The following is a 16,784-nucleotide window of genomic DNA, read 5'->3' on the forward strand; positions in this document are numbered from 1 at the left end:
TCTCCAGTTATTAATTACATACTCTCGGGAGCGGAAACGCCGAGCAGGTTCAAGCCGTTGGAAAGAGTTCTGGCAACAGCTTGAAGAAGCAGAAGCCTTGCAGCAATGATTTCTTTCTCCGCAGAAAGAATGTGATGCATGGAGTAGAATCTATGCAATGCACTGGCGAGATCACGCAGATAGTAACTTACAACGTGCGGACTCATGTGTTTTCCTGCATTTTCAGCAACATCAGAAAACTGGTCCATGAGTTTCATAAGATTAAGCTCTTCCACGTTGGTCAGATTTTCTAAAAGTGAAGACTGTCCTGCTGGAATTTCAATACCCTGATCTGCGGCTTTGCGAATTACAGAGCAAATTCGCGCATGGGCGTATTGCACGTAGTAGACCGGGTTTTCCATTGTCTTCTGTTTAACAAGATCAAGGTCAAAATCAAGATGGCTGTCACTCTTACGGGATAGAAACATGAAACGTGCGGCATCGCGGCCAACTTCATTCACTACATCTTCGAGTGTTTCAAATTTACCTGCGCGTGTGGACATAGCAATCTGTTCACCGCCGCGCAGCAGGTTGACAAGCTGCACCAGAATAACACCAAGCTGTCCTTTTTTACCAAGGGCTTCAACTGCAGCCTGCATACGGGGAACATAGCCATGATGGTCAGCGCCCCAGATATCGACAACCATATCAAAACCACGTTTGTACTTATTGTCATGATAAGCGATGTCAGAGGCAAAATAGGTCAGATCTCCATTGGATTTGCGCAATACTCTGTCTTTGTCATCTCCCAGATCGATTGACTTGAACCAGAGTGCTCCATCTTTTTCGTAAGCCATACCGCGTTCTTTCAGATCGGCAAATGTTTCTTCAACCTTTCCTGCGGAAACAAGACTTTTTTCGGAAAACCATACATCATGGCGAACATCAAAAGCTGCGAGGTCTTTTTTAATTCCTTCAAGAATTTCATCTTTTCCGTATTCACGGCAGATAGCAATGGATTCGTTCTCATCCATATTCAGGATATCAGGATTGCGTTCAAGAACTTCAGCAGCGAGATCCTTAATATAATCACCTTTATAGAAATCTTCAGGGTCGGTAACATCACGTCCCTGAGACTGCTGTAATCTTACCCAGATGGAGTTGCCGAGAATTAACATCTGACGTCCTGCGTCATTTACATAGTACTCAGCTTCAACATCGTATCCGGTAAACTCAAGTGTACGCACAAGGCAGTCGCCTAGAGCAGCTCCACGTCCGTGACCGATATGCAGTGGTCCTGTAGGGTTGGCGGAAACATATTCAACCTGAATTTTGGTTCCCTTGCCGATATCACTACGACCGAAGTCTGCACCTTTTTCAAGAACTTCGAGGATCATGTCCTGCCAGAATGAATTAGAAAAAGTGAAGTTTAGAAAGCCTGGACCGGCGATATCAACCTGCTGAACATACTTATCGTTATCAAGTTCTTTTTTGATCTCCTCGGCGATAGCACGAGGATTCATTTTTGCTTGTTTGGATAGCATCATGGCGATATTCGCTGACATGTCGCCGAAATTTTTATCTTTAGGTGGCTCTATAACAGCCTTTTCAGGCCACTGCCAGCCCTTGCTTTCAAGAATGGAACCGAGAACTTTTTCAAGGTGTAGTTTAGCTTTCATTGTGGATTAAAAACTCCTTAATAAATTATGATAAAACAGTTATGAACTGCTGCGCTAAGAGCAGAGTACTGTTTAATACTATGTAAGCATGCCTCGCTTATCATTTTTCGGTGCAGCTTCCAAGTACTCAATATGGAGCTAAGATAGTGAATTTACATATTGGGCCGTCTTATTTAATCTGGAAAATTTGAAACTTCACTGCTATTTCCTTTCATACAGCAAAATATAAATGTTAACAAAGGAGAATATTAATTGGATGCTGTTATAAGTCGTTTTCAAACGTGGAGTTACTCAATAGCTTGGAATATTTGCTTATTAAGCATGGGGTCATTTCTTACCGCACTTGCAATCAAGGCGGTAATTATTCCAAATGCCTTTTTACCCAGTGGGATTTCAGGTCTTGCTCTTCTTGGATATTATATTTTTCCAGTTCTGTCTTCAGGGGTATGGATTTTTCTGCTAAATATTCCTGTTTTTTTACTGGGATGGTTTTTTATCAGTAGAAGGTTTTTCTGGTACAGTCTGTATGGCATGGTCACACTTAGCGGTTTCATTGAACTTGTTCCGTGGACTATTTCTTTTCATGATAAGTGGCTGGCCGTACTGGCCGGAGGAGTCGTTCTGGGCCTTGGTTCCGGTGTTTCTTTGCGTTCGCTTGGCTCAACCGGAGGGCTGGGGATTCTACAGATTCTTGCCCGTGAAAAACTAGGCATTAAAGTCGGTCAGTTCTCGATGGGCTTTAATGTTGTTGTTCTAGGTGTAGGAACAGTCTGGCTTAATTTAAATGATGTACTTTATTCATTAGCGATGATTTACGTTTCTGCGGCTGCGATTGATGCTGTACAGCGTCTTTTTAACCAGCGTAAGTTGGTTTTAATTATTACAGCCTTTCCAGATGATGTCTCAGGAGCTATTATGACTAAGCTTGGACGGGGAACTACATTGATTGATGCCAAGGGTGGGTATACCGGCAAGGAAAGGACAGTTATTATGACGGTTGTAGATTCATTTAGAATTAAACGGCTTGAAGCCACTATTTTTACCATTGACCCTGCTGCTTTTGTAATAATTGAAGAAACCTTCAGTGTTCTTGGAAAAGGATTTAGTGTACCAAGGTAGTCATATGAGCAGAACAATCGGGCTTTTAACTGATTTCGGGCTGGATGATCCGTACGTTGGACAGATGAAGGGTGTACTGGCCATTCATGCGCCTGAATCATATGTAATTGATGTCAGTCATGGTGTGTCTCCTTTTTGTATAGCACAGGGGGCTTTTTTTCTGGCAGCAGCTATGAATCATTTTCCTGAAAATACAATTTTTATTACGGTTGTCGATCCTGGGGTTGGCAGTGGTAGAAAGATAATCGGTGCTGAATTTAATGAGCGCATTGTAATTGCACCGGATAATGGAATTCTTGAGCTTGCAGAATCACAATTTACCGGAACCATGATTGTCACGGATTTAAGTGAAACTGCCGGTAAAATGAGTAGTTCATCAACGTTTCACGGGCGGGATCTTTTTGCTCCTCTGGCCGCTGAGATAGCAAGCGGAACTTCCCTTGAAAACCTCGGCCCTAAATTTCCTTTGCGTAATCTTGTACGTAAAGGCATTCAAAAACCTGTCTGGAAGAATGATGAAGTTAAAGTAATCGTGCTGCATAAGGATCGTTTTGGAAATCTGATACTTAATATTCCTGATAAACAAATTATGCCGGAACGAATGTGTATTTCTAGAGAAAAGTGTAATGTCTGCTGTGTCAAGAGAGTATCCTGCTACACAGAGCTTGAAGACATGAGTATAGGACTTCTTGCCGGAAGTCAGGGATTCTATGAACTGGCACTTAAACGAGGATCTGCATCTGAAATGCTGGGAGTAGAGCCGGAAGATACACTTATCTTGAAATGGAGCGGGCAGTGCGAAAAGGGATAATAAGAGATTTTTTAATTACACTTGGTTTTATGACCAGACTAGGTCCTGTTATTGATATTGAAGCAAAGGATTTAGCGAGGACTGTTAAGTGGATGCCACTTAGTGGTCTTGTGCTGGGGAGTGTAATCGTATGCCCTTTTTATTTAGGTCTTTTTGCCGATAAATTCTGGATTCAGGCATGGCTTAGTGTTGGCGCTTCAGTTTACTTGACTCGCGGTCTGCATTTTGACGGAATTGCTGATATCGCAGATGGAGCAGGGCCGTATCCCGATGCCGTGCGTTTCTGGGAGATTATTAAGGACAGTCGTTCCGGTGTATTCGGGATTCTGGCTTCTGTTATTGTTCTTCTTGGACAGGTGGTTTGTTTTTATTATATTTTTGAAGCACATGCCTATGCCGCAGCCATATGGATTTTTATAGTGGGCCGGATGGGCTGTTCGGCTATGTGCCGTATTGGAAGACCATTTTCAAGGCCTGGACAGGGCGTCCTTTTCATGGACGGAGCTGATTGGCCTTCGCTTGCAGTTGCCTTTATCTCGACGATACTGACAGGCTTTTTGGCAGTTAATATTCAAACACAGATCACAGCCTATGTTTTAGGTGGGGGAAGTCTTTTATTTCTTTTTCGACTGGCTAAAAAAGTAAATGGGGCTAATGGTGATTTTCTAGGAGGCGCAGTGGTGCTGGCAGAGATCTCCGGGTTGCTCGCTTTTGCTGCTCTTAATTAATATTTTAGAGATGTTAAGTTGCTATTTTCCTGAACATACAGTTAAAGTCATTTTGAAATCAAAAAAAATTATTCTCAATTTTTAGGAATTCATATGAACAATCTGCCTTCATTAAAAGAATTCGGAATACAGCTGGATCTTTTGAAAAAGCTTCTTAAAGACTGTAAAGATGACCATGCTTCAAACATTGCTCAGTCGATTTTTGAAAGTTATGTTTTTGCCAGAGATGAAGTTCTACGTACCGAAGATAAGTTGATTACTACACGTAATACTCTGGATGAATTAAGTGAGCGATATGACAAGGTGGAGCTGAAGCTTAAAGAGACCTTATCTGCTTACAGTTCTGACTTTCAATTTTTCAGTAAGCTATGTAGGGCCTTTGACAGTATAAACACACTGCGTTCAATATCTGAACTTTCGGATATACTCGTTGATATCTCTAAGGGACTCGGAATCAACAAGCTTACCGTGGTACTGGAGCGTGATCTTTGTTCAGGTATTGATTGCAGCGAAATTCCGACTTTTTATATGCAAGGATGCATGCGTTATATTGATGCGACATTGAGTCCCGGACCTAATCGAGTTTTTATAGGTCCCATAAATAAAATGATGCGCCCTGACATTTTTTTTGGTGATCCTGAAATGTCACCGGATAGTGACGGTTCATGTTTTGCCTTCGGGCTTATGAATAAATATAAGCCAGGAGAACTTATCGGACTACTGTCTATTTATGATCCTTCTGAAAATCGTTACCACCCTGAAATGGCGACAGATTTTTTAGAGCACTTCTGTAATTCCATGGCCTCCACACTTATTGATGTCATCAATCATCAACAGGCTGACATTTTACGCCATGATGTGGAGAGCATTACCCGTCATGATCTGAAAACACCGCTTAACGCTGTTATTAACCTGCCCTATGTTCTTCTGGACGATGAAACTGATCCATCTCGAATTGAAATGATAGAAGCTATTCAGGATTCAGGCTATAAACTGCTTGGTTTAATTAACAGATCTTATGATATTTACCGCATGGAGTCAGGAACATACTCGCTAAATCCTGAAGGAGTAGATTTAATACCGCTGATTGATCATATCAAAAGAGATTTAAGCCTGCTGGCTGAATCCAAGGATGTGGTTCTTAAGGTCTTTATTGATGAGCGTGAATCAATGAAAAATGACCAGTTTATTGTCAGAGGGGAAGAATTGTTGCTTTTTTCCATGCTTGCTAACCTTATTAAAAACGCATTAGAGGCAACTCCTGACATCCAGCCAGTTTCAATTTATCTTGCAAATTTTGAAAAAAGTACAATCTCTATTCACAACTCCGGTGCGGTTCCTGAAATAGTCAGGAAGTCCTTTTTTGATAAGTACTCAACCGAAGGGAAAGCAGATGGAACAGGTCTTGGAACATATTCTGCCAGACTCATTGTTCGCGCCCATGATGGAGAAATCAGTATGGAATCTTCTGCTTCCAAAGGAACAACTGTTACAGTCAAACTTCCCTTAAGCAAAGAGCAGTAAGACTGTGTTTGCTTAAGGTTGCCCGGATCATCTATTTATGGGCAGTTTAAAAGCAAATGTTGTTCCCTTTCCTAAAGTGGAATCAATAGTGAAACTGCCATGATGGTTTTCCGTAATAATAAAGTAAGAAACCGAAAGTCCCAGTCCTGTTCCCTGGCCTTTAGGCTTTGTTGTAAAAAATGGTTCGAAAACTCTTTTGCGTATTGATTCTTCCATTCCAGGTCCATTATCTGTAACTTCAATTACAATGTAGTCCTTTTGCTGATAAATTCTAATAGTTATGCAGGCTTTCTTTTCTGGAAAATTCATTTTTTCCATTGCTTGAGCAGCATTTCCAAGCAGATTTAATATTACCTGCTCAATTTCTGTCGGTGAACAGATTACAAAAGGTAAATTTTTTTCATAATCTCTAATAATTTCTATCTGTTTGAAATCATATTTTTTATTTAAATCATAGTCTTGAGCGGCAAGAGATATTGCATCGTCCACAATTTTATCTAGTTTACTTGATGTTCGATGAACTTCCGGTTTGCGACTGAAGTTGAGCATGTTGGTAATAATATCAGCAGCCCTTGAGGCAGCTTCTCTAATGCCTGTCAGCATTTTAAAAATGTCACGAGCCTGAATATATTCACGGATTGTTTCGATGGTTACACCAAGCTTTTCTGCTTCAATAATATTTTTTTGCATATCAGCAGACAGACGGCGTTCAATATTTTGAGTTCCCTGTAATATCCCACCTAGCGGATTATTGATTTCATGAGCCATTCCTGCTGCAAGCCCCCCTACTGACATCATTTTTTCAGTCTGGATCATCATTTCTTCAATGCGCACTCTCTCTGTGACATCGTCCAGACGAATGACAACTCCATCATGACCGTTACTAATCAGCGGATAAATAGTTATATTCTCGTAATAAGTTTCTCCATCTTTTACACGCGGTATACGTATTTTATGAACAGTTTTACCTGACATAATACTGCCTTGGGCCCTTTCAACTTCTATTGATATTTTCGGTAGAACTTCTGAAAGAAGAAGCCCTTTTACCTCTTCAAAGCTGCGCTCGGTGAATTTTTCAGCCTCCTTATTCCACTGATTGATGGCGCCATTGCGATCAATTCCCACCAGCACAGATGGCATGGAGTCCAGAATATTTTTCTGGTGATTACGAAGTCTTAACAGTTCTTGTTCTTTTCTGACATTTTCACGTATTTTTTCTTCAAGTTGATAGTTGGTTGCAGATAATGCGTTATTTCCATTTCTTAATGCTTGTAATAATTCCTCTTTATCCTCAAGACCTATTTTAATGGATATAAGCATCTCACTAATCACAGTTCCTAGATCTTTGATTTCAGCAGGACCTCCGATAGGAATTTCAGCAGCAGAAACACCGCCTTCCCTGATGGCTCTAGCAGCGGCAGTAAGTTTGAGCAGAGGGTGGACAATTTTACTGGAAAGTAGAGTGGCAAATGCCAAAGCAACTGCTAGAAAGGCGATTGAAAAACGCACTATCTTATCGCGAATTAATTGGCCCGGCTGTTGAAGCTCATCCTTATAAACAGTTGAGCAGACATACCAGTCAAGTGGTTCAAAATATCTTATATAAGCTCTTTTTTCGTAAATAAATTCGCCAATATGATTCGGGGGTTTATCCCAAGGATATTCAAATATCCCTGTTCCTTTTGCTGCTTTTGATAGTTCGGCAACAATAGATTTACCACTCGAAGGATTTATAAGTTTTGATGCATCAGCCCCTTGGTATGAAGGGTGTATCAGAATTTCATTTTTACCTGAGAACAGGAACAGGTAGCCGCTTTTAGCTATTTTAATTTGTGCAAAGGTTATTCGAAGTTCTTCAAGAATAGCATCGAATCTTTTAGCAACAGCCCTATCCAGATCATCAATGTATATACCTGAGCCAATGATCCAGTTCCATTTTTTGAAAAGGGTCACATAGGATAGTTTGGGCTGCTCCTTACTGAGCCCGTCAGCAAGCGGTTTAGGCCATAGGTATTCAACATACCCATTTCCATATTTCGCACAGACTTCCCGAAAGGCGGCAAAAAGATTTTGGTGGGTATCTTTAGTTTGATTGAATTTGGGATCATCAAGAATGGTTCCATCCAGTTCGGGTATGGTCGGATGCATAATCATACGTGGGATAGGCTTCAGGTTATCATTTACCCATACATATCCGACTCCATTGGCAAACCGTATGGCCTTAAGTTGTTGAAGGCTGATTTTTTTAGCTTCATCCTCTGATAAAGATCCGTTAAGATATCTTTCATAATTCATTCTGATAATGTTTTCAGCAACATCAACAATATTTTTAAGTTCTTCTTTACGCCATTCCATGGCTGCATTTTTATAAAAAATGAGACTCTGGTATTCTGTAGCTACATTAAGAAGTGTGGAGTCAACTAATTCGTGGGCATGTGTAAACTCACTCTCATAAATAGCGTTGGAAACTTCATTTTGAGCGAAAAAAGTCAGCCCTGCTGTTGTTATAACTACCAACCCGGCTGCAAAAAGAAGAATTATTGCCCGCATTGATTTATACATCCGACTCCTGCGCTGTTTAAAACAGTTAAGAATAAATGAAAACAGGCAAAGGATTTATTTAAAAGAATAGCACACTATAATGGCATGGTAAAATTAATTACTAAATTAAGAGTAGTTTTTGTCTGAAATATTGGTGAAATGATCACAGGGTTGGCATTCCGGAATAAAAAGCTTGTTTTGGACCATTCAGCATCAAAAAGGATTCTACTTTGACGCAAATAACTGCGCAGTCAGGACCTGAAAATAGTGAAGCTGTCTCTGGATTTTTTTGGGTAATATATTTTAAAATCTTTTTTTCATCTTCAGGTTGTGACTCAGTAAAAGTTCCGCTGACGGTGAGAGCTTTAATTTCATTACGCTTATGCTTAAGTTTTCCATCTCGATCATCAATTAATAGACTTACTTGATTACATTGCTGTAGGTTCATCCATTTTTGACTTTTTTTGCTGCTGAGCATGTATATTTCACGCCCATCATGGGAACAGCAATAAGCCATAAGCGAAGTATGCGGTCCTTCTTTACCTTGTGTTGCCAGAACCAGTATATTGTTGTCGCACAGCATTTCCACACATGCTTTTACACTATTCTCTCTGCTTTCTAAGTCTTCATTATTAATCATAAAGATCCTCTTTTCCTTCAATCAGATCAGTAATTACGGACGCATCTGAAAGGGTTGAAGTATCACCGAAATGATCATCTCCCGTGGCAATCTGACGCAAAATGCGGCGCATGATTTTACCTGAGCGGGTTTTAGGCAAACCTTCAGAGAATTGAATTGTATCTGGCACGGCAATAGGACCGATTTCTTTACCAACCCATTCCCGTAAGCGGTTACGCATATCATCGTCCTCATCTATGCCGGGACGTAACGTCACATACGCGTATATGGACTGACCTTTAATTTCATGGGGGATACCGACTACAGCAGCTTCAGTTACTTCAGGATGGGCAATAAGCGCAGATTCAATCTCGGAAGTACCCAGACGATGACCGGAAACATTAATAACATCATCAAGTCTGCCCATGATCCAAAAGAAGCCGTCTTCATCAATTCTCGCACCATCTCCGGTTTCGTATTTTCCGGGGAAGCGTTCAAAATATGTTTTATTGTATCTGGCCTGATCATTGTGAATAGAATTTAGCATTCCGGGCCAAGGGTTATTGATAACAAGATGTCCGCCTTCATTAATATCAGCAGGGCTTCCGTCGCTGCGTACTACTGAAGCTTCAATTCCAGGAAGCGGTTTTACTGTAGAACCCGGTTTGAGTTTATCCACATAGGGTAACGGTGAAATTAATATCCCGCCTGTTTCGGTCTGCCACCATGTATCAAGTAGAGGAAGTTGATTTTTCCCAACATGTTTGTGGAACCATATCCATACTTCTGGATTAATGGTTTCACCTACACTTCCAAGAATTCGTAAGGATGGAAGATCATATTTATCTGTCCATTGTGACCCTTCACGCATCAAGGTCCTGATTACAGTTGGGGCGGTATAAAAAATACTGACACCATATTTGGTCACAATATCCCAGTAGCGGTCAGGTCGCGGATATGTCGGTACACCTTCAAACATCAAGGTTGTAGCCCCTGACTCCAGTGGACCGTAGACAACATAACTGTGACCGGTAATCCAGCCCAGATCTGCTGTACACCAATGAACATCATCATCTTTAATATCAAACACCCACTGCATTGTGTGCGCAGTGATGGTCATGTAGCCCCCGACAGTATGGACTATCCCTTTTGGTTTTCCTGTGCTGCCGGATGTATGCAATATAAAAAGAGGATCATCAGATTTTAAAAAAACAGGTTTGCAAAAATCTTCGATATCCAGAGCAGCAATTTCATCATGCCACCACGTGTCACGTCCTTCAATAAACTCAATATCAATACCTGCGCGTTTAACAATAATTACCTGCTCAACAGAAGGACATTCAAATAGTGCTTCATCAACATTACGTTTCAGTGGAATAATCTTGCCACCGCGCAGTACTCCGTCAGCAGTAATGAGTATTTTTGCATTGCAATCAAGGATACGGTTTTTCAGGCTTACTGCCGAGAAACCAGCAAAAACAACTGAATGGACGGCTCCTATACGGGCGCAAGCCAACATAGCAATCACCAGCTCAGGAACCGAGGGTAGATACAAAGCAATTCTGTCGCCCTTACTGATACCCATTTTTTTCAAAACATTAGCAAACCTGCATACTTCACGATGCAGCATGTGGTAGGTGTACACACTTACATCTTCTTCCGGTTCCCCCTGCCATATGAGAGCGGCTTTATTACGTCTTCCCTGTTCTAAATGACGATCAAGGCAGTTGTACGAAGCATTGATACGTCCACCCCCAAACCATTTGTATTCATTTTTTTCTGAGTCGGATTCCAGAATAGAGCTGAAGTCTCTCTGCCAGTGTAAAAGTTCCCGGGCTCTCTCTGCCCAGAAAGCTTCAGGTTCATTGGCAGCCCTGCGATAAATTTCATCGTACTCTTTTATATCCACACAAGCCTGCTCCTGCATATCGGCAGGAGGATCATAGGTTCTCTGTTCAGTCATAAGATTTTCAATTGCTTTGTCAGTCATAAAGAATAGCTCCGACTCATCATTTCTTTGAAGATTGTTTATACTTCTGCTAATCATATACTCTGTTTCCGTTAGGTTGAACAGAGGACTTTATTAATGTTTGGGGATATCCTTTCCTTAAAATGATTGTTATTCAGTTTTACTTGATATGAGGACTGATCAGCAGGTATGTAAAGAATATCAGTGAATAAAGTTTGAACTTTAAATAGAGGGCTTCATGAGCGTTATTAATCTGGAATATCTTTTTCAGCCGAGATCTATTGCCGTTATCGGTGCAACTAACGACCCCGCAAATGCCGGCAATATCCTCATGCGAAACCTTATGGGCGGAGGCTTTCTCGGTCCTGTAATGCCGGTAAGTACTGATGCTGAAGCTATTTCAGGTGTACTTACATATAAAGAAGTTGAGGATCTGCCAAAAGTTCCTGATCTGGCAATAATATGCCGTCCTCTCCCGGAGTGTCCCGAACTGCTATGCAAACTCAGAGAGATTGGGGTTAAGGCTACTGCTTTAATCGGCTCGGGGTTCAGTTCCATGCCTGAAGCAGAGCAGCATCGTCTTCGCGGTGAACTTTTGAGAGCGGCCAAGTCGCCTCAGATGCGCATTCTCGGTCCCAAAAGCCTTGGTTTTATTGTACCTGCACTAAATCTTAATGCCAGTATTGCTCCGCTCCCTGCAAAAGCCGGAAAAATAGCTTTTGTTTCACAGTCTGATAGCTTTATTCCTACTGTTCTGGATTGGGCGGCGATTAATGATATAGGTTTTTCTCATGTTATTTCACTTGGAAGCCGCATAGATCTTACTTTCGGGGATGTATTGGATTATCTGGGTTCTGACGCTCAGACCCGTTCAATTCTGCTTTATATAGAGTCTATTAATGATGCCCGTGGCTTTATGTCTGCTGCCAGGGCTGCATCGCGCCATAAACCTGTTCTTGCAATCCGGCCTGGACAATCTTTACAACATGTTACCCATGAACTTGCCAGAATTGACAACACTATGATTGCACGGGCCGATGAAGTGTATGATGTAGCTTTCCGGCGTGCGGGAATGTTGCGGGTGCAGACTATTGATGGACTTTTTGATGCGGCTCAGACTCTTGCGAGCCTTCGCCAGCCTATGCGGGGAAACCGTCTTGCAATCATTGCAAACGGGACCAGTGCAGGGCTTACTGCAGCTGACGGCCTTATTAGACGTGGTGGCAAACTCGCAGACCTTTCTGAGGAAACGGCTGAAAAACTGAATATTATTTTTGAAGAGCAGTGGAGTAAATCCAATCCGGTTACTATTAAATATGATACTACAGGCCAGAAATACCTGGATGCACTTAAAGTTCTTATTAAAGATAAAGGTGTAGATGCGGTTTTAATTGTGCATGTTCCATTTGCCGGAATTTCAAGTGTTGAAGTTGCGGAAGTTGTTGCTAGCGGGCTTAAAAGAGTGAGGCGTATGGTACTTACGGCCTGGCTTGGGTCAGGAATGTCCCGCAAATCCAGAAGAGTTTTTTCCCATGCCGGTATTCCTACTTACGAAAGTGCAGATCAGGCTGTACGTGCTTTTATGTATATGGCCGAATATCAACGCAATCAGGAACTTCTTACTGAAACTCCAGACTCACTGCCTACAGATTTTTTTCCCGATACTACCACTGCCCGCGATATTGTACATAATGCTATTACTGAAGGACGTGAACTGCTCAATGAACCAGAGTCCCGTAGGGTTTTAGCCGCTTACGGATTGCCTGTTGTTGAAACAAAAGTTGCGCTTTCCGCCCGTGAAGCGGTAATCGCCGCGGATGAAATTGGTTGTCCTGTTGCTCTCAAGATACGTTCCCCGCAGATAAGTCAGCCTTATGATGTTGGTGGAGTGGTTCTGGATCTTGAAAGTACTGAAAAAGTATGGGAATCGGCAGTTACCATGCTCACCCGCGTCAACCGCCAGCGTCCGGATGCTTATATTGAAGGCTTTACTGTTCAGAAAATGGGACGGCGCCTTGGTGCTCATGAGCTTTTCATTTCCGCTTCTGCCGATAAAACCTTCGGGCCTATTATCCACTTCGGCCATGGCGGTATGACTCGCGAAGTAGTGCGTGATCAAGCTGTTGCAATGGTCCCCCTTAATATGAGTCTTGCACGTGAACTTATCGGCAGAACACGTATTTCGAGACTTCTTTCAGGGACTCCTACCCAGCATCCGGCAGATATTGACGATCTATGCCTGACTTTGATTCAGGTCTCACAGTTATTTATTGATATTCCTCAGATATCCTATCTTGATATTAATCCTTTGTATGGTGATGAAACCGGGGTTCTGGCCCTTGGGGCTAAAATTATGGTTGCCGAGTGCGGCGAAGACTGCCCGCAGCTTGCAATCCGCCCGTATCCGCGGGAATTGGAGGAATGTGTCGTTCTTAAAGATGGTAAACAGGTAACTCTACGTCCTATCCGTCCTGAAGATGAACCTGCACATTATGAGTTTCTTGATCAGGTATCTGATGAAGATATGCGTATGCGTTTTTTTGGCGTTGTACGTCGCGATTTTGATCACAAAGACATGTCTCGTTTCACACAAATAAACTATGACCGCGAAATGGCTTTCATTGCCACAGCTATGGGCGCTAATGGAAAGCCGGAAACACTCGGTGTGGTTAGAACTTCAACTAAGCCTGACAATTCTGAGGCTGAATTTGCCATCGTAGTGAGATCTGATCTTAAGGGGAGCGGACTTGGCAGTATGCTTTTTCATAAAATTATTAGGTACACTAAGGAACGCAGAACCCACTGGCTGGTTGGGCAGACGATGTTTGAAAATAAGGCGATGCAAGGTCTTTCACGAAAATTTGGATTTGAAATTAATGAAAATTACGATGAAGATCTTGTAGAAATGAGACTTGATTGTTCTAAAGAAGAATAGGGCCATTTTTTTTATAATTTTAAATATAAAGAATAAAAGACTTAGTTACAGATACTTAGGTCTTTTTTATAAGAGAATTGATTTTAAATATTTATTCTTTTTGCATTTCCTGATGACTATTTTCTTAATAGCCTTTCATTACAATTTGCGCTAGGAGCATAGCCCTAATAGATTTTAGCTCGCGTTTGAATCTGCATTTTATATCATTACTTTTCTTTATTTTTAAATAACTAAGTTTCGCGTTAGAGCGAATTTATTAAAGTTTTATTTTAGTTCCCTAGGTCCTGCGGAGGCGTCATGAATGAATTACTATGGATAGGCTTTGCCTTAATGGATTTAACCCTTGTTTTGATTGTATACAGATTCTTCGGCAAGACTGGATTATTTGGATTGATCGTTTTTAATCTTATTTTATGCAATATTCAGGTGTTGAAGACGATTCAGCTTTTTGGAATGACTACAACTCTGGGTAATATTTTGTATGCCAGTGTTTTTCTTTCGACTGATATGTTAAGTGAATTTCATGGTAAAGAAGAGGCTAAAAAGGCTGTCTATCTGGGATTTATGATACTTTTGATGGCTGTTGTTTACATGCAGCTGGCCCTTAAATTCGTCCCTGCGGCAGATGATTTTGTTCAGCCTCATCTTGAGGTGATATTTGGATTTTTACCCAGAATAGCACTGGGAAGTATTTGTGCATATCTTGTCTCACAATTGCACGATGTTTATGTTTTTCACCTTCTTAAGGATAAGTTTGGCGAAAGACGTTTATGGCTTAGAAATAATGTCTCTACATTTCTAAGTCAGTTACTTGATTCTTCTGTTTTTTGTTTTATTGCTTTGTGGGGACTTTTCCCATTTGATGTATGGCTGGAAATTCTTTTCACAACTTATCTGTTCAAGGTTATCGTAGCTATTATGGATACTCCGTTCCTATATATGGCTAGGCGCATTCATACTAAGGTTTATGGAGCATAATAACGTAAACTTGACTATTCATTCAGTTGGATGAATAATAATTTTTTATCACATTATATTTTGCAGGGGCAGCTAATGAGTAAAATGTTCGGTAGATCTATTCCTTTTTATAAAATGCAAGGCTGCGGTAATGATTTTGTTATAATCGATAATCGTGAGCTTGGTGTGTCCGTGGCAAAAATGCCGGAATGGGCTGAAAAAATTTGTCAGCGTGCTTTTGGCGTTTATGCAGATGGATTATTATTTATTGAAAATGCACCGCAAGGTTCAGGTCTTGATTTTGTCTGGCAGTTTTACAATTCAGATGGATCTAGAGCTGAAATGTGTGGCAATGCATCACGCTGTGTAGGCAGGCTTGCTCATGCCCTGGACATTGCAGGGGAACAGCATACATTTGGCTCTGATGCTGGGCCGATTAAAGTTCAGGTTTTTCCACTTCTTGATGAAGTTAAAGTTCAACTGACTTCTCCTGAGGGAGTTGCTTTGAATCAGACTATTGAAGTTGATGGCGAAAAATATCAGTATCATTTTGCTAACACAGGTGTTCCACATGTCGTAGTGCAAGTTGCCGATGTGGGAGACGTTGATGTCAAAAAGCTTGGCAGAGCCTTAAGATCTCATGAAGCTTTTGCCCCTGCCGGAACTAATGTTAATTTTGTCCAGATAGATGATAATGACAGCCTTATTGTTCGTACTTACGAACGCGGGGTTGAAGATGAGACTTATGCCTGCGGAACGGGAGTAAGTGCTGTTCAGGTTACTTTGAACCGTCTTGGACTTACTGATGCAGCTGTCCGCATCAAAACGTCCGGTGGTGAAATTCTTAAAGTTATTATCGAAGATGGTAATGTCTTTCTGCAAGGAGGGGCTGAATTGACCTTTTCCGGCGAATTATATCTTGATGCACTAGGTGTTGATTTATAAATCAAATAGTTTTTTCTATGTAACAGCCTTATTTTAAAATAAGGCTGTTTTTTTGTTTCACAAAATCCATACCTTAACAGGATAGTTAGAATATAGGTTAATTCTATGCTTGCAAGGCCTATCGATTGCTTGTATAGGCTTCATTACGCCCTCAACGTGATTTATGAGATAATCAAAATTACTGATTTTCAGTAAAAATTACTGATTTTCAGTAAAAACAAGCTGGTTGATGAATAGTTAAATTGTTTAACTATATGTTTTTATACGATAAAAAACTTAATTGTTATTTCACATTGAATTGGCATGAATATCGCTATAATTATGTGTAAGTAATAGTCACAAAATAATTAATCAAGGGAGAAACACCATGGCGAATAACGAACTTACTAAGCTTTTACAGGATGTTGTACTCAAAAATGATAAGCCTGCACGCGATGTTGCAAGCGAAATCAATAAGCCGTATCCGACTCTTCTTCGTGAAATCAACCCTGAAGATAAAGGTGCAAAAGTTGGTATCGAAGAGCTTATTCCCATTATGAGATCTACCGGTAGTATCCGTCCTTTGACCAGACTTGCCAATATCATGGGTTACGTACTTGTTCCTATGGATATCAATCCCGAAGATCCTGATGAAGCAAACTATATGGCTCTTGATCTTATGGATGGATTTGGAAGATACTCCAAGGCTCTGAAAAGCGCTTTGCAGGCAGATCCTTCTGATGATCTGGTCAACTCTGTTGAGCAGGAAGGTTTTGAAGCGATCACTGCGATTCTGACTATGGTTCACTATCTGCGTAAAAGATCTGAAGAAGAGAAGGCTAAAAACGCCCCCCGTCTTGCTCAGATCAGCTAGCAAACTTTAGTTTGATCTTTCTCTCCGACTGGCGGAGTTAAGCATAAAAAAATCCCGGTAGGTCAACTGCCGGGATTTTTTTATGCTTAATTATATTTTAAATCTATTTCATTTAAAAAGCCTAT

12 protein-coding genes are annotated in these 16,784 nt (G+C 41.1%); 8 read left to right on the plus strand and 4 right to left on the minus strand.

Annotated features, from left to right (window positions below):
- Positions 1 to 14: 14 nt before the first annotated feature.
- Complete coding sequence (gene argS, locus H589_RS0103240; RefSeq protein ID WP_027720704.1) at positions 15 to 1,658, minus strand: arginine--tRNA ligase; 1,644 nt, start codon at positions 1,656 to 1,658, stop codon at positions 15 to 17.
- Between the two features lie 252 nt (positions 1,659 to 1,910).
- On the opposite strand from argS, the gene H589_RS0103245 reads away from it, so the two are divergent.
- From H589_RS0103245 to H589_RS0103260, 4 genes are all read left to right on the plus strand, one after another.
- Positions 1,911 to 2,777 (plus strand): YitT family protein, encoded by an 867-nt coding sequence (locus H589_RS0103245; protein ID WP_051249601.1) that lies wholly within the window; start codon positions 1,911 to 1,913, stop codon positions 2,775 to 2,777.
- Between the two features lie 4 nt (positions 2,778 to 2,781).
- Positions 2,782 to 3,588, plus strand: coding sequence for an SAM hydrolase/SAM-dependent halogenase family protein (locus H589_RS0103250; protein WP_027720706.1), 807 nt, complete (start codon positions 2,782 to 2,784; stop codon positions 3,586 to 3,588).
- Positions 3,573 to 4,316 (plus strand): adenosylcobinamide-GDP ribazoletransferase, encoded by a 744-nt coding sequence (locus H589_RS0103255; RefSeq protein WP_245577031.1) that lies wholly within the window; start codon positions 3,573 to 3,575, stop codon positions 4,314 to 4,316. Before H589_RS0103250 ends, H589_RS0103255 begins: the two co-directional genes overlap by 16 nt.
- 93 nt (positions 4,317 to 4,409) lie before the next feature.
- The gene (locus tag H589_RS0103260; RefSeq protein WP_027720708.1) at positions 4,410 to 5,840 is read left to right on the plus strand and encodes a sensor histidine kinase; all 1,431 of its coding nucleotides are present in this window, start codon (positions 4,410 to 4,412) and stop codon (positions 5,838 to 5,840) included.
- A gap of 27 nt (positions 5,841 to 5,867) precedes the next feature.
- Here H589_RS0103260 and H589_RS0103265 read toward each other — a convergent pair whose 3' ends face one another.
- From H589_RS0103265 to acs, 3 genes are all read right to left on the minus strand, one after another.
- Positions 5,868 to 8,402, minus strand: coding sequence for a cache domain-containing protein (locus H589_RS0103265; protein WP_027720709.1), 2,535 nt, complete (start codon positions 8,400 to 8,402; stop codon positions 5,868 to 5,870).
- Between the two features lie 142 nt (positions 8,403 to 8,544).
- Entirely contained in the window at positions 8,545 to 9,021 is a 477-nt protein-coding gene (locus tag H589_RS0103270; RefSeq protein ID WP_027720710.1) for a pyridoxamine 5'-phosphate oxidase family protein, read from the minus strand.
- Complete coding sequence (acs, locus tag H589_RS0103275; RefSeq protein ID WP_027720711.1) at positions 9,014 to 10,990, minus strand: acetate--CoA ligase; 1,977 nt, start codon at positions 10,988 to 10,990, stop codon at positions 9,014 to 9,016. Before acs ends, H589_RS0103270 begins: the two co-directional genes overlap by 8 nt.
- A gap of 217 nt (positions 10,991 to 11,207) precedes the next feature.
- On the opposite strand from acs, the gene H589_RS0103280 reads away from it, so the two are divergent.
- The 4 genes from H589_RS0103280 (at position 11,208) to H589_RS0103295 (ending at position 16,659) form a co-directional block, all read left to right on the plus strand.
- A complete protein-coding gene (locus H589_RS0103280; RefSeq protein WP_027720712.1) occupies positions 11,208 to 13,904 on the plus strand; it encodes a bifunctional acetate--CoA ligase family protein/GNAT family N-acetyltransferase in 2,697 nt (898 codons plus the stop codon).
- Between the two features lie 297 nt (positions 13,905 to 14,201).
- The gene (locus H589_RS0103285) at positions 14,202 to 14,882 is read left to right on the plus strand and encodes a queuosine precursor transporter (protein ID WP_027720713.1); all 681 of its coding nucleotides are present in this window, start codon (positions 14,202 to 14,204) and stop codon (positions 14,880 to 14,882) included.
- A gap of 75 nt (positions 14,883 to 14,957) precedes the next feature.
- Positions 14,958 to 15,806 (plus strand): diaminopimelate epimerase, encoded by an 849-nt coding sequence (gene dapF, locus H589_RS0103290; RefSeq protein ID WP_027720714.1) that lies wholly within the window; start codon positions 14,958 to 14,960, stop codon positions 15,804 to 15,806.
- A 367-nt stretch (positions 15,807 to 16,173) separates the two neighbouring features.
- The gene (locus H589_RS0103295) at positions 16,174 to 16,659 is read left to right on the plus strand and encodes a phage regulatory CII family protein (protein ID WP_027720715.1); all 486 of its coding nucleotides are present in this window, start codon (positions 16,174 to 16,176) and stop codon (positions 16,657 to 16,659) included.
- Positions 16,660 to 16,784: the final 125 nt, after the last annotated feature.

This window comes from Maridesulfovibrio zosterae DSM 11974 (assembly GCF_000425265.1).
Taxonomy (GTDB): Bacteria; Desulfobacterota; Desulfovibrionia; order Desulfovibrionales; family Desulfovibrionaceae; genus Maridesulfovibrio; species Maridesulfovibrio zosterae.